The 19,310-nt window shown below is 68.5% G+C and carries 19 protein-coding genes; all 19 read right to left on the minus strand.

The annotated features are described in order from the left end of the window. Positions 1–141: 141 nt before the first annotated feature. The 19 genes from N0A24_00080 to N0A24_00170 all read right to left on the minus strand — a co-directional run bounded on the left by N0A24_00080 (position 142) and on the right by N0A24_00170 (position 19,291). Entirely contained in the window at positions 142–1,053 is a 912-nt protein-coding gene (locus tag N0A24_00080) for an amidohydrolase (protein ID MCS7171814.1), read from the minus strand. Between the two features lie 72 nt (positions 1,054–1,125). Further along, a complete protein-coding gene (locus N0A24_00085) occupies positions 1,126–1,593 on the minus strand; it encodes a Rid family hydrolase (GenBank protein ID MCS7171815.1) in 468 nt (155 codons plus the stop codon). Positions 1,594–1,613: 20 nt separating this feature from the next. Continuing rightward, complete coding sequence (locus N0A24_00090; protein MCS7171816.1) at positions 1,614–2,540, minus strand: fumarylacetoacetate hydrolase family protein; 927 nt, start codon at positions 2,538–2,540, stop codon at positions 1,614–1,616. Between the two features lie 78 nt (positions 2,541–2,618). Continuing rightward, complete coding sequence (locus N0A24_00095) at positions 2,619–3,083, minus strand: VOC family protein (GenBank protein MCS7171817.1); 465 nt, start codon at positions 3,081–3,083, stop codon at positions 2,619–2,621. A 118-nt stretch (positions 3,084–3,201) separates the two neighbouring features. Beyond that, complete coding sequence (locus N0A24_00100) at positions 3,202–3,459, minus strand: VOC family protein (GenBank protein ID MCS7171818.1); 258 nt, start codon at positions 3,457–3,459, stop codon at positions 3,202–3,204. 58 nt (positions 3,460–3,517) lie between these two features. Beyond that, positions 3,518–5,830, minus strand: coding sequence for a xanthine dehydrogenase family protein molybdopterin-binding subunit (locus tag N0A24_00105; protein MCS7171819.1), 2,313 nt, complete (start codon positions 5,828–5,830; stop codon positions 3,518–3,520). Between the two features lie 38 nt (positions 5,831–5,868). After that, the gene (locus N0A24_00110) at positions 5,869–7,302 is read right to left on the minus strand and encodes an aldehyde dehydrogenase family protein (GenBank protein MCS7171820.1); all 1,434 of its coding nucleotides are present in this window, start codon (positions 7,300–7,302) and stop codon (positions 5,869–5,871) included. Between the two features lie 35 nt (positions 7,303–7,337). Beyond that, positions 7,338–8,114, minus strand: coding sequence for an SDR family oxidoreductase (locus N0A24_00115; GenBank protein MCS7171821.1), 777 nt, complete (start codon positions 8,112–8,114; stop codon positions 7,338–7,340). A gap of 8 nt (positions 8,115–8,122) precedes the next feature. Continuing rightward, positions 8,123–9,262 carry a 2-oxo acid dehydrogenase subunit E2 gene (locus N0A24_00120; protein MCS7171822.1) on the minus strand — a complete coding sequence of 380 codons (1,140 nt, stop codon included), beginning with the start codon at positions 9,260–9,262 and terminating at the stop codon, positions 8,123–8,125. Between the two features lie 13 nt (positions 9,263–9,275). Next, positions 9,276–10,613, minus strand: coding sequence for a Xaa-Pro peptidase family protein (locus tag N0A24_00125; protein ID MCS7171823.1), 1,338 nt, complete (start codon positions 10,611–10,613; stop codon positions 9,276–9,278). A gap of 28 nt (positions 10,614–10,641) precedes the next feature. Then, entirely contained in the window at positions 10,642–11,667 is a 1,026-nt protein-coding gene (locus N0A24_00130; GenBank protein ID MCS7171824.1) for an alpha-ketoacid dehydrogenase subunit beta, read from the minus strand. Then, positions 11,654–12,589: a thiamine pyrophosphate-dependent dehydrogenase E1 component subunit alpha gene (locus N0A24_00135; GenBank protein MCS7171825.1), complete on the minus strand. Its 936-nt coding sequence runs from the start codon at positions 12,587–12,589 to the stop codon at positions 11,654–11,656. The genes N0A24_00130 and N0A24_00135 overlap by 14 nt, the downstream gene beginning before the upstream one ends. A gap of 91 nt (positions 12,590–12,680) precedes the next feature. Next, positions 12,681–13,571: an NAD(P)-dependent oxidoreductase gene (locus N0A24_00140; protein MCS7171826.1), complete on the minus strand. Its 891-nt coding sequence runs from the start codon at positions 13,569–13,571 to the stop codon at positions 12,681–12,683. 45 nt (positions 13,572–13,616) lie between these two features. After that, positions 13,617–14,324, minus strand: a complete 708-nt coding sequence (locus N0A24_00145; GenBank protein ID MCS7171827.1) for an ABC transporter ATP-binding protein — start codon at positions 14,322–14,324, stop codon at positions 13,617–13,619. Next, positions 14,317–15,060: an ABC transporter ATP-binding protein gene (locus N0A24_00150; GenBank protein MCS7171828.1), complete on the minus strand. Its 744-nt coding sequence runs from the start codon at positions 15,058–15,060 to the stop codon at positions 14,317–14,319. The genes N0A24_00145 and N0A24_00150 overlap by 8 nt, the downstream gene beginning before the upstream one ends. Continuing rightward, positions 15,053–16,183, minus strand: a complete 1,131-nt coding sequence (locus N0A24_00155; GenBank protein MCS7171829.1) for a branched-chain amino acid ABC transporter permease — start codon at positions 16,181–16,183, stop codon at positions 15,053–15,055. Before N0A24_00155 ends, N0A24_00150 begins: the two co-directional genes overlap by 8 nt. Continuing rightward, positions 16,180–17,058 carry a branched-chain amino acid ABC transporter permease gene (locus N0A24_00160; GenBank protein MCS7171830.1) on the minus strand — a complete coding sequence of 293 codons (879 nt, stop codon included), beginning with the start codon at positions 17,056–17,058 and terminating at the stop codon, positions 16,180–16,182. The genes N0A24_00155 and N0A24_00160 overlap by 4 nt, the downstream gene beginning before the upstream one ends. 25 nt (positions 17,059–17,083) lie before the next feature. Further along, the gene (locus N0A24_00165) at positions 17,084–18,307 is read right to left on the minus strand and encodes an amino acid ABC transporter substrate-binding protein (protein MCS7171831.1); all 1,224 of its coding nucleotides are present in this window, start codon (positions 18,305–18,307) and stop codon (positions 17,084–17,086) included. Between the two features lie 42 nt (positions 18,308–18,349). After that, positions 18,350–19,291 (minus strand): cupin domain-containing protein, encoded by a 942-nt coding sequence (locus tag N0A24_00170; protein ID MCS7171832.1) that lies wholly within the window; start codon positions 19,289–19,291, stop codon positions 18,350–18,352. Between the last annotated feature and the right edge of the window lie 19 nt (positions 19,292–19,310).

Genomic DNA, 19,310 nt, shown 5'->3' on the forward strand with positions numbered 1-19,310 from the left:
CCGAGGACCATGACCTCTGAGCCACGTCCCACGACCTGGTGGACGCAAAGCTCGCAAGAATCCCGAACTTCAGGAATTCCCGCCGGGATAAGGGCTCAGAGAACCCGCGCCCTGTCCTCATGGAAAGCCTCCTGATTCCGTTCACAGACCCAACAGCTCCGCCGGGTTCCGGCGCCCCATCCGATCCAGCGCACGGTCCGTGATCCCCAGGGCCCGGAGCTGCTGCACAAAGGCCAGGTACCCCTCTGCCGGCCGCGGGAGCGGGGAGGCGCCGAGATCGCTGGAGAGGATGCACCGCTCGGCTCCCACGGCCTTGATGGCCGCAGCCATTTGCTCCACGGAGGCCCCCTGCCAGGTGCGGAAGCGCTCCACGGGGGAATCCGGCCCCAGGAAGACCCCGCAGTACGCGTGCTCGATGTAGGCGCCAAGCCGGGCCGCTTCCCGCTGTTCCTCAATGGTCATGCGGATGGGGTCGTAGTCCGCGTGGGTGCACACGATCCGCTCCACCCCCGCGGCCCGCGCCTCCCGGATCAGGGCCAGGGCCTCCTGCGCGGAGAGGTGCCCGGTCTGGAGTACGAGATCGTACTCCGCACACAACCGGAGGATCTCCCGAGCCGCGGGAAGCAGCCGGGTTCCGTCGAAGACCTCCACGCCCGGCTGGGGGATTCCGAACCGCTCGTGGTGGTTGCGGGCGTGGATGCTGGGCATCCACACCACCTTCCCCACACCTTCCGCGCCTCCTCCCCGGAAGGCCACCATGGCCTCCACGGCCGCGGGGTTCAGGCCTCCCATGGGCCAGTTGAGCACCACGCCTCCGAACACCCGGATCCCTCCGCCCACCTCCGCCTGGGCCTGCGCCGCCCGGGTCACCGTCTCAAAGGCCCCGCCCTTGAGCACCACGGCTCGCATGCCGAGTGCGCGGGCGGTCTGGGCCGCCTCCACCGCGTCCACGGTGCGATCGAAGGTGTCCGGAAAGGTATGGACGTGGAAATCGATCATCCCCTCCGTGGCCTCCTCCCGCACGCGCTCTAGCAGCTCAGGCGCAAACTGCACGGGCGCCGGAGTCGCACGGAACCGGAGGATCGGAGCGCAGCAATCCAAGCCCCAGCACATGGATTCCACCCCTCAGCCGGAGGGAGAAGAAAGGGCCCCGGCCCGTTCCACCAGCTCCGGGGGCCCTGCGGCCAGGGCCTCGATCTCCACCCGGGCCTCCGGGATCACGAGGGAGGAGACCTGGACCGTGGTGGTGGCCACGGTGTGGTCTCCGAGGAACTCCCGCTGCACCTCGTTGAGCTCGTCCTGCTCCCGGATGTCCGTGAGGTACCGGGTGATCCTGACCACGTGCCGCCAGCCCAGCCCCAGGGCCGCGAGGGAGAGCTGGACGTTCTCGAAGGCCCGCCGGGCCTGCTCCCGCATGGAAGGCGGAAGCACGTGCTCCTCGGGGATGTGGGGGTGGTGGTGGTAGACGGGGGAGGCGTGGCACCCTGAGATCACCACCAAGGCCGATCCCGGGGGGATTACCACCGCGGGCGCGTAGGGCATCCGGACCTTGCCACGCAGGGGATGGTCTGGGAAGACGGGGATTCCGTACATCGTTCCCTCCTCAGGCGACCTCACCCTTCCCGAACCACGGGATTCGCCAGTTCCCCGAGTCCTGAGGCCCGCACCACCACCCGATCTCCCGGACGCAGGAACACGGGCGGGTTGCGCACGAACCCCACGCCCGCGGGTGTCCCCGTGGCGATGACGTCCCCGGGCTCGATCCCGCAGGTCTGGGAGACGAAGGAGACGATCTGGGGGATGGAGAAGATCATCTCCGAGGTCCGGGCCCGCTGCATCACCTCCCCGTTCAACCGGAGCTCCAGCTCCAGATCGTGTGGATCCGGGATCTCGTCCGCGGTGACGACCCACGGTCCGAAGGGGGTAGAGCGGTAGAAGTTCTTGCCCGCGGTCCACTGGCTTACCGCCCGCTGGTAGTCCCGCACGCTGACGTCGTTGAGCAGACTGTAGCCGGCCACGTACTGCATGGCCTCCTCCTCGGAGAGGTACCGACCCGGTCTCCCCAGCACCACCACCAGCTCCGCCTCGTAGTCCACCTGGTCGCTCAGCCGGGTGATCCGGATGGGCTCCTCGTGCCCGATCAAGGTGGTGGGGAACTTGCAGAACAGCACCGGGACCTTCGGAAGAGGCTGTCGGGCCTCCTCCGCGTGGTCCCGGTAGTTGAGGCCCAGGCAGATCACCTTGCCCGGATCCGGGACAGGAGGAAGCAGCCGCACCTGTGCGAGAGGAAGCACGGTCCAGGGATCCCGGTGGGCCAGGGCATACTCCACCGCGGGACGGACCCGCTCCAGGACCTCCGGCCACCGGGCGAGGAAATCCCTGGCCCGCGGGGGGACCTCCCACCCCGCCCGCTCCACCGCGTCCACAATTCCCCGGGCGCGCAGGTACGCCGCGTAGGCGGCGTTCGCGTCCACCACCTCCGTTCCCTCCACGATGCCTAGACGCGGCCCTAGGGGACTATCGAAGGTCACAAGCCGCATACAAACCTCCTCAACTCATGGGATGGGGTTTCGAACCGATCCTGCTACGTGCCCGGCCCTCCCCTGGCCCAAACCGGACTACTCCAGGAACTCCGGCGGCGGGGCCGGCCCCCATTGGTTGATGGTCTCGGGACAATCCTCCCAGACGCGCGGCGTGTACGCATCCTCGTCCCAGATCTGGAGCATGTCCGTGAAGAGCTCGTTGATGATCCCATCGAGGTTGCGCACGTACAGGAACAGGTTGAACCCAGAGCCGTGTCGGCCGGGCCCGTACAGGAGTCGGATGTCGTGGTTCAGCATGTGGTCCGCCAGGGCCCGCAGCGCGCTCCAGTCCTGGACTTCCCAGGCCAGGTGGTGCAGGCTCGCCCGCTCCGCCTGGATCCACGCCACGCCGTGGTGGTCCGGGCTGCAGCGCATCCACACCATGACAGAGGCCATCCAGTCGGGGACCCGGAAGCCCAGGACCTTCTCGTAGAACGCCACCTGTCGGTGGGTATCCGTCCACCTTCGCGGGTAATGTGCCCGAACTTCCGGGGCGCCCACACGGGGAACCGCACCCCGTCGTACCGTCTTTGCATGCCACAGTAGAGGTGGACCCGGTACCCCTCCGGGTCCTGGAACTCTAAGGTCCGCTGCTGGCCCAGAACCGTTACCTCACGGGTCACGACGCCTGCACTCCGAAGCTCCCGATCCGCCTGCTCCAACGCCCGCTCGCCGGGACCTCGAACCCGAAGTGATGCGCCTCAGGGGGGTCTCCCTCGTACAGGATCAGCCCGTGGTGCGTGGCGTCGCAGCTGAGATACGCAGCTCCCTCCGTCCGCCCCGTGAGCTCCAACCCCAGGATCTCCCGATACCAGCGGATCCCCGCGTCCAGATCTCGGGTATACAGACCGATATGCCCCACCCGCCGGATCTCCATCGTGCTCCCTCCTCTCCCACGGGTGCGGTGCCCTTCCCACCGCCTCCCTCCCGTCCCTTTATGGCTGCCCTCTGTGTACCCGCTCCCGCATGGCCCGCCACACCCGCTCCGGCCGGAAGGGGAAGTCCAGGTGCCGCACTCCCAAGGGGCCCAGGGCATCCATCACCGCATTCGCCACCGCGGCGGGCATCCCGATGGTCCCTGCCTCCCCGATGCCCTTTGCTCCCAGGGGGTTCAAGGGGCTTGGGGTCTCCAGCAGCTCCGTCTCCACCTCCGGGATGTCCTCCGCCCGCGGCACCGCGTACTCCGCGAGACTCGCCGTCAAGGGTTGCCCGTCCTCTCCGTACACCACCTCCTCCCGCAGGGCCTGTCCGATCCCCTGCGCGATTCCGCCCCGCACCTGCCCTTCTGCCAGCAGCGGGTTAATGATCCGTCCCGCATCGTCCACCGCCAGCAGTTTCAGCAGCCTCACCTCGCCCGTCTCCCGGTCCACCTCCACCAGGGCCCCGTATGCCCCGTAGGGGAAAACCAACCCCGGGAGGGCGAAATACCCGGATGCATCCAGACCCAACTCCATTCCCGGCGGGAGGCGACCGGGCTGGTAGGCAGCGGCCGCGAGCTCCCGCCAGGACACCGCCCGACCCGGCGCACCCCGGACCCGCAGCTGCCCCTCCTGCCACTCGATATCCGCCTCCGCGGCTTCCAGGAGGTGCGCGGCGATCCGGGTGGCCTTCTCCCGGATCTTCCGCAGGGCCACCACCAGGGCGGAACCGCCGATGGTGGTGGACCGGCTCCCGAAGGTCCCTACCCCCGGGAGCACGGTCGCGGAGTCCCCGTACTCTACCGCGATGTCCTCGACATCCAGGTGCAGCAGCTCCGCGGCGATCTGCGCGAAGGTGGTCTCGTGCCCCTGGCCGTGGGTGGTGGAGCCCGTGCGCACCACCACCCGGCCGGACGGGAGCACGCAGACCGAAGCGCTCTCCCACTCCCGGGCCCCCACCCGTTCCACGTACAGGGCAACCCCGATCCCCACGAGCCGGCCCTCCGCCCGGGCCCGCTCCCGCCGGGCCCGCCATCCGTCCGCGTCCATCAGGGCCTGCAGCCGCGCCAGGGCATGGGGGTAGTCTCCCGAGTCGTAGGTAAACCCGAGTGGCGTGCGGTACGGGAAGGCATCCGGGGGAATGCAGTTGCGCAGCCGCAGCTCCACAGGATCCAGGCCCAGCTCCCGGGCTACGAGATCCACCATGCGCTCCACGAGATACGCGGCCTCAGGGCGCCCGGCACCCCGGTAGGGTCCTGTGGGCACCTTGTTCGTGGCCACCCCCAGCACCGTGACCTCCGCCGCGGGGATGGCATAGGCGCCCGTGAGCAGCATGGCGGCGGTGACGGGAGGAATGACGGTGGAAGGCAAAAGGTAGGCGCCCACATCCGCCCACAGGGTGGCCCGCACCCCGAGGATGCGCCCTGTTTCCTCCACCGCCATCTCCACCTCCGCCTCGAGCCCACGCCCCTGGTAGGAAGCTAGAAGGTTCTCACGCCGGTTCTCCACCCACTTCACGGGGCGCCGCAACCGCATGGCGAGCCAACCGGCGAGGGCTGCTTCCGACGGCAGGCTTCCCTTGCTCCCGAAGGCACCTCCCACATCCGGTACCACCACCCGGATGCGGTCCTCCGGATGCCGCAGGATCCGGCTCAGCTGCGTGCGGGGCTGGTGCGGTCCCTGGGCAGAGCACCACAGAGTGAGGAGATCGGTCCCCGGATCGTACACGGCAAGCGCCCCCCGGGGCTCCAGGGGAACTGCGGCTAGGCGGGGAATCCGAAAGCGGGCATGCACCACCCGAGCTGCCCGTCGGAAGGCCGCTTCCAGATCTCCCCCGGCACGGCGCCACCGGAACAGCACGTTGTCCGGCAAGGTCTCATGGAGCCGCACTTCTCCCCTCAGGGCCTCCTGCAGGTCCACCACCGCGGGCAGCGGTTCCACCTCCAGATCGACCTCCGCGGCGGCATCCTGCGCCGCGGCCCGGCTCTGTGCCACCACCACGGCCACGGGTTCCCCCACGTAGTGAACCCGGCCCCGGGCGAGCAGCGGATGCGGGGCCATGGCTACCTCAGCGCCCTCCACCGGAGCCGGGGGAACTCCCTGTAGGCCCGGGGGGAGATCCTCCGCGGTGACCACCGCCACCACCCCCGGCATCCCCCGGGCCCGATCCACCCGCACCGCCCGGAGCACCCCATGCGCGAGGGGACTCCGAACCACCACCATGTGGAGCATCCCCGGGAGGATCAGGTCGTCGAGGTAACGGGCCTCGCCGCGGAGGAACCTCAGATCCTCCCGACGCCGGAGGGGTTTTCCGATCCACCGCGTTTCCACGCGACACCTCCACCAGGACTCCGGATGCGTCCCGTGGTCTAGGGATTCAGCACCACGAGGCGCAGGTCCGTCATCTCCTCGATGGCGTACCTGGGTCCTTCCCGTCCGATCCCGCTGCGCTGGACGCCGCCGTAGGGCATGAGGTCCACCCGGTAGCCGGAGGTGTCGTTGACGATCACTCCGCCCATCCGCAAGGTCTTCGCCGCGAGCACGGCCTTGCGGAGGTCGTTGGTGAACACCCCCGCCTGCAGGCCGTAGACGGTGTCGTTAGCGTGCTGCAAAGCTTCCTCGAAGGTCCTGCACGCCACCACGGAAGCTACGGGACCGAAGACCTCCTGGCAGACCACCCGCATCTCCGGCCGCACGTCCACCAGCACCGTGGCAGGGTACAGCACCCCCTGGCGCGGGCCGCCCAGTACCCGTTTGGCGCCTCCCTCCAGGGCCTCCTCCACCCAGGCCTCCACCCGCTTGGCATCCTCCTCGGAGATCATGGGGCCGATGTCGGTCTCCGGATCCTCGGGATCCCCGAGCTTCATCGCCTGTGCGGCGGCCACGAACTTCTCCAAAAATGCCTCGTAGACGGGCTCCTCCACGTAGATGCGCTGGACGGAGATGCAGAACTGGCCCGCGTACAGGTACGCGAACCGGGCCAACAGCGGTGCTGCCCGATCCAGGTCGGCATCCTGGGCCACGATATTGGGAGAGTTGTTTCCAAGCTCCAAGATCACGCGCCGGAGTCCTGTGGCCGTTTTGATGCGCTCCCCCACCTCCGGACTGCCGGTGAAGGTATAGAGGGCGATACCCGGATGCCGCAGCAGGGCCTCTCCTACCGTGCGCCCACTTCCCACCACCACGTTGAGGTATCCGGGAGGGAGTCCAGCGTCCTCCAGCAGCTGCGCCAGCAGCAGGCTCGTGAGGGGCGTATAGGTGGCGGGCTTGAGCACCACCGCGTTGCCTGCCGCCAGAGCCGGAGCCACCTTGTGGGCCACCAGGTTGAGGGGGAAGTTGAAGGGTGCGATGGCGCACACCACACCTACCGGCACCCGGATGGTGAACGCGATCCGCCCCTCGGATCCGGGGGCCGCGTCCACGGGGACCTGTTCCCCGTGGATGCGCTTGGCCTCCTCCCCGCTCAGGGAGATGGTCTGGATGGCCCGGTCGACCTCGATGTGGGCGTACTTGAGCGGTTTGCCGGCCTCCCGGGCGATGGTGCGGGCGAACTCCTCCTTCCGCTCGCTCAACAGATCCGCGGCCCGCCGCAGGATCTCGAACCGACGGTACGGCGGTAGCGGCCGTTCCTCCACGGCCCGCCGGGCGGCCCGCACCGCCTCGTCCACGAGCGCTTCGTCCGCCTCCGCCACCTCCGCCAGGACCTCCTGCCGGTACTTATGCAGCACCGGCACGTACCGCTCCCCCTCCCGCCACCGTCCATCGATCCACAGATCCCACCGTGGAACCGTCACAGTGCCCATCCACACACCTCCCCTCCCGATAGCCTCCGGACCCTCTAGATCAGGGAGTAGCTCTGGCCTCCGTCGATGTTGATGCAGGCGCCTGTGATGAGGGATGCCCGCTCCGAGGCAAGGAACGCCACGAGATCCCCCACGGGCTCCGGCCAGCCGAACCGGCCCATGGGCAGGTTGCGCTCGATGAACGCCTCCACCACCTCCGGCGGATTGCTCCGGACGAACCGGTCCCATCCCCCACCCGGGAACAGAATGGAGCCTGGAGCTACGGAGTTCACCAGCACGTTGTCCTTGGCCACCTGCCGGGCCAGGCTCTTCGTGAACGCGATGAGGGCAGCCTTCGCGGTCATGTACGCGATGGTTCCTCCGTACTCCCGCCCCCAGATGGAGGCGATGTTGATGATACGCCCCCACCGCCGCCTGCGCATCTCCGGGAGGACAAGTCGGGTGAGCCGGATGGCGCTGAACAGGTTGAGCATGAGGGCGTCCAGGAAGTCCTGCTCCGTGGTGTCCTCCAAGGACTGCCCCCCGCGCCGTCCGCCCACGTTGTTCACCAGGATGTCCACCTGCCCGAAGCGCTCCGCCGTCTCCCGGTAGACCTTTTCCGGCCCCTCCGGGCGCGTCACATCCGCCACGATGCCCAGGGCCTCCACGCCGAGGGCACAGAGCTCCTCCACAGCCCGGTGAAGACCTTCCGGGTTTCGCGCGCAGATGGCCACCCGGACTCCCTCCCGGGCCAGGGAAACGGCCGCGCTCCGCCCCAGGCCCCGGCTCCCCCCGGTGACGATGGCGACCTTTCCCCGAATCCCGAGGTCCACGCGCCTTGCTACCGCAGCAGCGCCAGCGGCTCCTCCACAAACCCCGCCAGCGTCTCCAGAAACCGGGCGGCCCGGGCACCGTCTACCACCCGGTGGTCGCACGACAGCCCCAAGGTGAGACGAGGGCGCACCACGGCTTTCCCTTCCTCTCCCGTCACCCGCTCCGCGATGCGCCCCACGCTCAGAATGGCCGCCTGGGGAGCGTTGACGATGGCGAAGAACCGATCCACCCCGTACATGCCGAGGTTGCTGAGGGTGAAGGTGCCTCCCTCCACATCTTCTAGGCGCAGCTTCCCGGACCTCGCCCGCTCCACCAGCTCCGCCCGGCGACGCGCGATCTCCTCCACGGGAAGTCCGTCCGCTCCCTGGATCACGGGCACTACGAGCCCTTGCTCCGTGGCCACCGCGAGGCCGATGTTCACCTCCGCAAGGCGACGGATCCGCCCCTCCTCCCATCGGGCGTTGAGCTCCGGATGGAGCCGCAGGGCCGCGGCCACCAGCTTCACCAGCAGATCCGTGTACGTAAGATCCTCCTGCACCCGCGTCCGCAGAGCCTCCCGCCATGCCAGCAGGCGATCCGCCCGCACGTCCCGCTCCAGGAAGAAGTGCGGGACGGTAGCCCACGCCCGCGCGGTGCGCTCCGCCATGAGCTTCCACACGTGTGGGAGCTCCGCGGGCTCCGCCCGAGCCGCGGCCTGCTCCACGTCCGCGGCCAGTACCGCTCCCCCCGGGCCTGATCCTTTCAGGGTCCGGAGATCCACCCCGAGCTCCTGGGCGATCCTGCGGGCCTTCGGGGAGGCCCGGACCCTGCGCTCCGGCGGGGCTGCGAGGCGGGGGGGAGGGGCGGAAGGCACCATTACAGCCGCCGTCTCTTCAGGCCTCGGGCCCGGAAGCACACCGGGCGACTCACCGGGCAGGAGGATCCAGCCGATCACCTGTCCTACCGGTACCTCTCCACCCTCCGGCACAAGGATCCGGCCCAACACGCCGCTGGCCGGGGCCTCGATCTCCACGTTGGCCTTGTCGGTCTCCACCTCCAGGAGGGGCTCACCCTGACGGACCTCCTGCCCCTCCCCTCGCAGCCACTTCAGAACCTTCCCCGTCTCCTGGGCTAAGCCCAGGGCGGGCATGATCACCTCCTTCGGCACCTCTCCCTCCGACTTAGGGCCGGACGCCTTCCACCGCCGCGGAGGCCACCACCGCTCCGAGTGGACTCGTCTCCCGGTTGAGGTGCGACTGCACCTCGCGCCGGAGCGGGAGCGGCCCGTCCACGGTCCAGTACCGGGCACCCGCCACCAGGAGCTGCTCTGCGGGAAAGCGCGTGATGACCTCGCAGCCGTCCTTGGTGACCACCAGCTGCTCCTCGATGCGGGCGGCGGACCAGCCGTCCGCGGCGGGCCAGAAGGTCTCCAGGGCCAGCACCATCCCTTCCTCGATGACCTCCGGTTTGTCGAAGGACACGAGGCGGCTGAAGATGGGCTTCTCCCAGATGGAAAGCCCCACCCCGTGCCCGTACTGCAGCGCGAAGGCGGCCTCCTCGTTGGCAAAGCCGAATTCCTCGGCCCGGGGCCACACCCGAACCACGTCCGCGGTGGTCACCCCGGGCTTGATGAGGCTGATGGCCGCATCCAGGTAGTCCCGGCACCGCTTGTAGGCATCCACCATGGCGGGAGAGGCGCTCCCCACCACGAAGGTGCGGTAGTAACAGGTGCGGTAGCCGTTGAAGCTGTGCAGGATGTCGAAGTACACGGGATCCCCGGGCCGTAGGACTCGGTCCGTATACACGTGGGGATGCGGGCTGCACCGCTCCCCAGAGATGGCATTCACCCCCTCCACATGCTCGGAGCCAAGATCGTAGAGGACCTTGGCCACAAGCCCCACGCACTCGTTCTCCCGGACCCCGGGGCGCAGGAACTTGTACAGCTCTTCGTATGCGGCGTCCACCATCATGCAGGCCGTCGTCAGCAGGGTGATCTCGTCCTGCGTCTTGATCTTGCGGGCTTCCGTCATCACCCACTGTCCGTCCACCACCCGCAGTCCCTCCTCCTGGAGGGCAAACAGCACCGTGGGCTCCACCACGTCCACCCCTAGGGGCTCCTTGTGCAGGCCCCGGGCCTCCAGTTCGGTGCGGATCTTGCGGGCCACGTCCCGGGCCCGCTCCGGGTACGATCCCCGCAGGGTGGAGATCCCCGCCCGGGACCGCTCCCCCAGCCACGGACAATACAGTTGGTGGTGCCGGGCCGCGGAGCCGAAATCCCACAGGATAGGCTCATCGTCCTGCGGCAGCAGGCAGAACCGGACGAGCTTGTCCATGGCCCAGGTCCCGATATGGGTTGCGGTGATGTAGCGGATGTTGTTCATGTCGAAGCACAGCAGGGCTCCCAACTCCGAGCGTTTCAGGAAGGTCTTGGCACGCTGCAGGCGCTCCCGCCGCAGCCGCTCATAGTCCACGCGGACTTCCCAGTCCACTCCCATCAGCCCGTACGTTTTGATCCCCATCTTCCTCACCTCCTCCGGCCTCTCCGCTTCATGCTCGCCCACACAGTTCCCTCGCCACCGCGGCCACCTGCTCGGGTGTCGGCACAGTCTCGTCCTCGAGGACCGGCGAGAAGGGGACCGGCACGTCCATGGCGCCCAGGCGCCGCACGGGCGCTTCGAGGTCGTAGAAAGCTTCCTCCGCGATCACCGCGGCGATCTCCGCAGTCACCCCATATCGTCGGTATCCCTCATCGATCACGATCACGCGGCCGGTCTTTCGGGCGCTTTGCACCAGGGTCTCCACGTCCAGGGGTACCGTGGTGCGGGGATCCACCACCTCCGCCTCGATCCCCTCCTGGGCCAGGATCCGGGCGGCGTCCAGGGCCACGTACACCATGCTGCTGGTGGCTACCAAGGTCACGTGGCGGCCCGGACGCTTGATGTCCGCCACCCCGAAGGGGATGGTGTACTCCTCCTCCGGAACGGGTCCCTTCACCTGGTACATCATCTTGTCCTCAAAGAAGAGCACGGGGTTGTCGTCCCGGATGGCGGTCTTCAACAATCCCTTGGCGTCGTAGGGGGTAGCGGGGAGCGCCACCTTGAGCCCCGGGATGTGGCTGAACCAGGCGTGCAGGCTCTGGCTGTGCTGGGCCGCGGACCGTCTGGTGGCGCCCAGGGTTGTGCGCACCACGAGCGGCACCCGGAGCTTGCCTCCCGACATGTAACACACCTTGGCCGCCTGGTTTGCGATCTGGTCCATGGCCAGGGTGAGGAAGTCCCCGAACATGATGTCCACCACCGGCCGCATTCCCGTCATGGCCGCGCCCACCGCGATGCCCACGAACCCCGCTTCGGAGATCGGAGTGTCCAGAACCCGCTCAGGCCCGAACTCCTGCACGAGGCCCGAGAGCACCTTGAAGGGGTGACCGGCCTCCGCCACGTCCTCCCCCAGAAGGAACACCCGGGGATCCCGACGCATCTCCTCCGCCAGGGCCTCCCGGATGGCCTGGGCCATGGTGATTTCCCGGACGCCCGCGCGTGCATCCGATCCTACGGAGAGACTAGGCGTAGACATGCTGGCTCACCTCGCTGGGATCCGGATAGGGAGCCTGAAGGGCGTAGGCCACGCCCGCCAGAACCTCCTCGCGCACCGCCTGCTCGATGCGCTCGAACTCCGCTTCCTCCGCAAGCCCTGCCTGTACCATCCAGCTCCGCAGGATCCGCAAAGGATCCCGCTCTCGTTTCCACCACTCCTCCTCCTCCTTGCTCCGGTAGTAGGAGCGGTCCACGTCGCCCACGTGGTGGCCGTAGAACCGATAGGTGTTGCACAGGAGGAAGCTGGCTCCTTCTCCCCGCCGGGCCCGGGCCACGGCCCGCCGGGCTGCGGCCAGCACCTGCCGCACGTCCTGCCCATCCACCTCCTCCGCGGGGATCCCGAAGGCCCGGGGACGCGCCAGGATGTCCCCCGCGGTGGTCTCCCGGTAGTGGGTGTACTCGTTATAGAGGTTGTTCTCGCACACGTAGATCACCGGGAGCTTCCACAGGGCGGCCATGTTCATGGCCTCGTACACGATCCCCTGTCCCAGGGCCCCCTCCCCGAAGAAGCATACCGCCACCTGGTCCGTGCCCCGCATCTTCGCCGACAGGGCCGCGCCCGCGGCGATCCCCGCGCTCCCGCCCACGATAGCGTTGGCTCCGAGGTTGCCGGAGTCGGGATCCGCGATGTGCATGGATCCGCCCTTGCCCCGGCAGTAGCCCTCTGCCTTGCCCAGCAGTTCGCAGAACATCCGGTCCACCCGGGCTCCCTTCGCCAGACAGTGGCCGTGGCCCCGGTGGGTGCTGGTGATGTAGTCCTCCCGGCGCAGGGCCTGACACACGCCCACCGCCACTGCCTCCTCCCCCACATAGAGGTGCGCGAGTCCCGGCATGCGCCGGGTCACGTACAGCTCGTTTACCTGCTCCTCGAAGGCCCGGATCTTTGCCATGAGCTCGTACATGTGGAGCCACCCTTCCCGCGGCACGTCCCGGACCTCCGGTGGAATTCCGACTTCCACGGATGTTACGGGTTGCTGCATCGCTCCTCCCTCCCTATTGCAGCTGGGGCGGCCGCCCGCTCAGGCGGGACAGGACCTCGAACAGGATCGCGAAGTCGTACCGATCCAGCCCCATGCCCCGCGCGGCGGTGAGGTATTCGTTGGTCACCGCCGTGGTGGGGAGGGGCACGTTGAGCTCCCGCCCCGCCTCCAGGGCGAGCAGCAGGTCCTTCTGCATCATGTTCACGTCGAACCAGGCCTCCTCCGGCATCTGGAGCACGAAGGGACCCCGGTATTTGAGCATGGGGGAGGCCGCCACGCTGTTGAGCAGCACCTGCACCGCGACCTCCCGGGGGATCCCTGCTTTCTCCGCCATCAGAACCCCCTCGCAGTAGGCCAGCATCTGGACCGCGAGGCTGAGGTTGGTGGCGATCTTCATGAGGACCGCCTGTCCGTTTCCGCCCACATGATGCACCACGGGCCCGATGTCCCGGAGGATGGGAAGCACCCGCTCGAAGGTGTCCCGGTCCCCGCCCACCATGATGGACAGTCGGCCCTCCTCGAGGGTCGTCACGCTCCCGGACACCGGGGCGTCCAGCATCCGCGCCCCCTGCGCCCGGACCTTCTCCGCCAGGGCCCGGCTCGCCGCGGGGCTCACCGTGCTCATATCCACGTAGATCTTGCCGGGTCCCAGGCCCGCGAGGATACCCTCCGGCCCCTCCGTGACTGCCAGCAATGCCTGGGTGTCCCTGACCATGGTGAAGATCACGTCCGCAGCCTCCGCCACCGCCCGGGGGGAGTCCGCCCACTCCATGCCCAAATCCATGAGCCACTGCGCCTTGGACCGCGTGCGGTTGTAGCCTACCACCGAGCGTCCCGCCTGCAGGAGCCGCTTCACCATCCGGCTTCCCATCACGCCGAGCCCGACAAACCCGATCTTCTCCACCGCAGTCCTCCCCGCGCTCCGTACTCCCCTCGCCTTCTGTTTCCCCTACCCCACCCCGAGGTAGGCGTCCTGGACCCGGGGATCCCGCAGCAGCGCCTCCCGGCTCCCTTCTGTCACGATGCGGCCCCGATCCATCACCACCCCCCGATGGGCCACCGCCAGGGCCCACACCGCGTTCTGCTCCACCAGGAGGATGGACAGGCCCAGGGTGCGGGCCTCCTGCACGAAGCGGAAGACCGCCTCCACCATGACGGGTGCCAGTCCCAACGACGGTTCGTCCATCAGCAGCAACCTCGGTGCCCCCATCAGCGCGCGCCCAATGGCCAGCATCTGTTGCTCCCCACCGCTCAGGCTTCCGGCGCGCTGTCCCAGGCGCTCCCGCAGCCGGGGAAAGAGGTGCAGGACCTGCTCCAGGGTCTCGCGGGCGCGCTGCCGTGCCCGGGGATGGAACGCGCCCAGCTCCAGGTTCTCCTTCACCGTCAGATCCGCAAAGACCCGCCGCCCCTCCGGGACCAGTCCGATCCCGCGTGCGCAGATCCGCTCCGGCGGGAGGCCCACGAGGGACTCCCCCAAAAACCGCACGTTCCCCCTCCGGATGCCCACCCAACCCGCGATGCTCTTCACCAGCGTGCTCTTACCCGCGCCGTTCGGACCCAGGACCGCCACCACCTCACCCTCTTGCACGGTGAGGGTGATCCCTTCCAGGGCCCTCGCCTCCCCGTAGCGAACCTCGAGATCCCGGATCTCAAGCATGTGCGGGGGACCCTCCCAGGTAAGCCTGACGCACCCGCTCATCCTGCAGCACCTGTTCCGGCAACCCCTCCGTCAGGACCTTCCCTTCGTGGAGGACCACGATCCGGTCCGCCAGGGCCCGAATGGCTTTGATGTTGTGCTCCACCACGAGGAGTCCCACGCCCATGTCCCGGATCCTCCGCAGCGCCTCCATCACCCGCTCCGCCTCCGCCACCGTGAGCCCAGCCAGCACCTCGTCCGCCAGGATGGCCCGGGGATGGCTTGCCAGGACCCTGGCCAGTTCCAGCAGACGCCGCTCCTGCAGCGTCAGCGCGCTCACCGGCTGCTCCGCGGTAGCTTCCAGGCCCAGCATCGCCAGCCACCTCCGGGCCGCCTCCTGTGCGGCCTGCGGTGTACGTCCTCGCGCGTTTCGTCCGAACAGGTCCCCCATGGCCACGTTGTCCCGGGCGTTGAGCTGCCCGAAGGGCCGCGGGTGCTGGTAGGTTCGCGCCAGGCCCAGCCGGGCACGCCGGTGGGGCGGCAACCCCGTGATGTCGAATCCACAGAACCAGATCCGTCCTCCGTCCAGGGGATAGTACCCCGTGGCCACGTTGATCAGGGTGGACTTGCCGGAGCCGTTGGGACCGATCAGGCCCACGATCTCGCCTTCCCGGACCTGTAGGGAGACGTCCTGAAGCGCCTGGACCCCTCCGAAGCTCTTCCGCACCTGCCGGAGATCCAGCAGCACCTCAGCCACGGGCGGCCTCCACCTCCCGGGCCTTGCCCCTGTGCCATGGGCCGAGGACGAAGCGATGCGTCCGGAGCACCAGGAAGACCACGGCCACCGCGATTCCCACCGCGAGGGCATCGAGGAAGGTCAGGCGGGCAACCAAAGCGCCTCCCAGGCCTCCCAGGCCCACCAGCCCCGCGGCGGCTCCCCGTTGGCGCAGTTGGCTATAAATGCCCTCCGGGAGGGTGGCCACCACCACCATGAGGAGCAGGCCCATGAGGACCTCGCTGAGGCTGCCCAATCCAGGCCCGCTGAGCCGGTCGTTGATGACGTGCACCACGCCCGCCCCCACCACCGGCCCCAGCCAGTGGCGACGCCCTCCCAGCACGCACATCATGATCACCAGGAGCGGCACCCGCAGGGAAAATACCGCGTCCGCGGTGACGTAACGGACCTGCAGGGCGTGCAGCCCCCCGCCCAGGCCCGCCAGGGCCCCGCTCAAGGCAAGCGCGCCCATCTTGTACGCGAAGGTGGGCACCCCCAGGCCCTCGGCCACCCGTTCGTCGTCGTGAATGGCCCGCAGGCCCCACCCATGCCGGTTCCGGTAGGTCCACCATCCCACGGCCACGGCCACCAAGCCAACCCCGAGACCCGCGTAGTACAGGAACTCCACGTCCGAGAGGCCGAGGGGATAGGTGAGCTTGGGCAGGGGGATCCCCCGGCCGCCGTCCAGGTAGCTGACGTTGTTCGCAAGGCTGTGCATGGCCAACGCCACGGCTAGGGTAACTAGGGCGAACACCGGGCCTCGGATCTGACGCAGGCGGAAGGTCACCACCCCGATGGCAGAGGCGATGAGGGCACTGGCCGCTGCACCCGCCAGGATCGCGAGCCCGTAGGGCACCCCGTGCCGGTCGATGAGCACCGCGGCCCCGTACACCCCCGCGCCGTAGAAGGCACCCTGACCGAAGCTGAAGTATCCCGCATAGCCCGAGATGAGGTTCCAGCTGGTGGCCTGGGCCACCCAGAAGAAGTAGAAATACAGGAACACCAGATAGTACGCGGGCAAGCCGAGGACCCGCACCGCGGTCGGCACCAGGAGCAGGGCCGCCAGGACGCCTGCAACAGTCCATCCGATGCGCAATCCGCTCATCCCTCCCGCCGCCCCAACACGCTGGGGAAGAGGCCTTCCGGACGCACGAGGAGCCCCACCACCAGGGCCGCGGCACCCACCAGGCGCGCTACCGCGGTGGCACCCAGCCCCTGCGCTAAGGCCTCCGCGACCCCGATCACCGTCCCTCCCAGCACCAGGCCCGCCGGGTTTCCGATGCCCCCCAGGATCACCGCCGCGAACAGAAGGCCGATCCACTGCTCCGCCGCGTTCGGAAAGAGGGCGTAGTTCATGGCCACCAGCACGCCCCCGACCCCGCCGGTGGCACCTCCCAGGGCGGCGATCAGGAGCCGGAGCCGCTCCACGTCGGCCCCGCAGGAGCGTGCCATCTCCTCATCGGATACCGCGGCGCGCAGAGCTTTTCCGGCATAGCTCCGTCTCAACCACAGGCCCACGGCACCGGCCACCATCAACGAGAGGGCAAAGGAGACCAGCTGCGTGAACGGGAGGGCGAGGGGGCCCAGGGTGGCTGCTCCCATGGCGTACGGATTCTGCGCGGTGGGGATCCGCCGGTAATCCGCGGTCCACACGAGTTTTGAAAGCCCCTCGAACACCACCAGGGCGCCGAAGGTGAACACCAGGGAGCGCGCCGCGTCCAGCCGCAGCTGGCGCAGAAGGAGCCGCCAGAGCACCCCCGTCAGGGCTCCCGCGGGGGCCATCAGGAGCAGCACGAGTCGGAGGTCCACCCCTCGAGTCGCCAGCTCGTACGTCACATACCCGAACCCGAAGATGATGGCGAAGTGGGTGAAGTCGATGGTCTCGAAGAACCCCCAGGCCAGGGTCAGACCGAGGGCCAGGAGCGCATAGAACGTCCCCATGAGGACGCCGGATGCCGCGGCCTGCGCGAGCTCTACCATGGGAGGGATCCACGCTCCGTGGGCCTCACCGCAGCCGCCGGCCCTCCGCCGCCAGCTGCCTCGGCCAAACCGCCCACCACCGGCCGTCCTGGATCTGCATCACCGCCTGGATGTCGTCCCCGTAGTTCTGCTGCTGCGAATCAAACTTTAGGTACCCCTGCACCGTAGGAACCGGCTTGGAGAGCAGCACCTCCGCGATCCTCGCGTGGTCCAGGCAGCGGCACTCCTGGACGCCGAAGGTCAGGACCTGCCAGGCGGACCAGCTGGCGGCGGACTGCACATCCGGCTCCGAGTACGCCAGGCCCGTGGCCTTCGCCCACGCTCGGTAGCGGTTCACGAAGTCCCGGGCACCTGGGTTCGAGAGGTACGGCTCGTGGGGCACGAAGATGGTCACGCTGGTGGCCCGGTCCGTGAGCGGCAGGGCGGTCAGCATGGCCCCGGGAGAGGGCCACTGGTAGAAGTGGTGCCGGGGCCGCCAGCCCAGCTGGGCCAGGGCCTGCAGCAGATTGACCCCATCCAGGGCGAGTCCCGCCACGTAGAGGAGGTCGGGGTTCGCACGGCGTACCTGCTGGGCCACAGGGATCCAGTCCGTGGTCCCCAGGTCGAACTGGACGTCGAGGACCACCCGCAGCCCCTTCTGCTGTGCGATGCGCACCGCGCCCCCCACGTTGGCCCGCCCGTAGGCCAGGAACTGGGTCCCGGGGAATTTGTTGACCACGAATCCCACGGTCTGCGGCCGCTGCCCCGGCGGCAGGGAGAGGTAGGCATCGAACACCTTCGACGGCGTGGTGATGTGGGTGTTCAGTCCCACATACCAGGTGGGGAAATGACGCCGGTACGTGTACGCGTAGGTCAGGCTGGCCGTGTGGTGCGGGAACACGTACCCGTACTTCTCCGCTACCCGCATGGCCGCCGTGATGGCCGCGGTCCCGTAAGGTCCGATGATGAGGTCTACCTTATCCTCCGTGATGAGCCGCTCGTACAGGGCCGCGGCCTTGTCGGGCTGGGATTCGTCGTCCAGAAGCACCCACTCGAGAGGCCGTCCCAACAGCCCCCCCTTCTCGTTCATCATCTGGACGAAGGCCCGTCCCGCCGCCTCGTGGACCTTCCCCTGAGCGGCGAACACTCCCGTGAGGGGGAGGGTTCCGCCCACCCGGATGGGACGCGGCTGCGCAGGCAGGTGGGCCTGGGCGAGGAACAGGGCAAAAAGCGCCACCAGGAGTACCAAACGGCCGATCCCCGTGCTCATGCGTCTCGCCTTCATCGATTGCACACCCCCTTCCTGAAATGGTTACGGCACTCGCACCGCGGAGGATCCCGGGGCGGGCTCTGCGCCCAGCAGTCGTGCCAGGTATTCCCAATCGCGGTTGAACCGGTAGGAGTGCTGGCGCGGGGGCTGCGGCGCCTGGGTCTCCAGCCACCGGACTTTGCCCGAGGATCGGTTGTAGAAGGCATGGACGGTTCCCACTCCGGTCCAGAAGAAGTCCCCGGCCCGCAGTCGGTACGTCTGGCCATCCGCCACCGCATCCACCTCTCCTTCCAGGATCAGGTACGCTTCCTCCAGGGGATGGTCATGCGGGTGAGCCACTCCGCCCGGCTCGTACTCCACCATGAACATGGTGAGCAGGTTCGCCCCCTGCTGCGGATCCACGAGCATCTTGATGCCGATACCGCTGTAGACCAGCAGCGCCGTCACCATGCTCGGGGAGACCGTGGGGGCATCCACGGAGCTGCCGCGCCGCGCACCATCGAGGTCCATCTGGGCCTTCTCGAAGTGGAAGAAGCGGAAGTGACGCGGATCCCGGACGTCCACCCGCCGCGGCGGCCCGGCCAGGAGAGGCTCCCGGAGGAAGAACACATCAGGGGGATCGCTCTGCCCCTCCCGCGGCCGGGGAGCGCGCATCTCCACCCACAGGCAGGGGCGATCCCCAGGATTGCGCCAGCTGTGGGGCACTCCTACGGGGATCAGCCCTCCCTCCTCGGTCCCCAGGAGGACCCTCTCCCCCTGCATGGTGAGTTCCACCTCGCCCTCGAGGACGAACACGGCCTCCTCGTAGGATTGCACGTGGGGCGCGATGTGTCCGCCTCCCTCCAACATGCAGACGGCAAAGCCCATGTGCACCGATCCCGTAGTGCCGTCCACCAGGGGCTGCCACCGAAAGCCCTCGCTGTGCCCGGTGAACAGCTCCGGCACCCGCATAGTTCCCCGGTCTATCCGAGCTACCCGATGCATCCTGTCCTCCTCCCCTCGG

The sequence above is a fragment of the Armatimonadota bacterium genome (genome assembly GCA_025059775.1).
In the GTDB taxonomy this organism is placed as follows: domain Bacteria; phylum Sysuimicrobiota; class Sysuimicrobiia; order Sysuimicrobiales; family Sysuimicrobiaceae; genus Sysuimicrobium.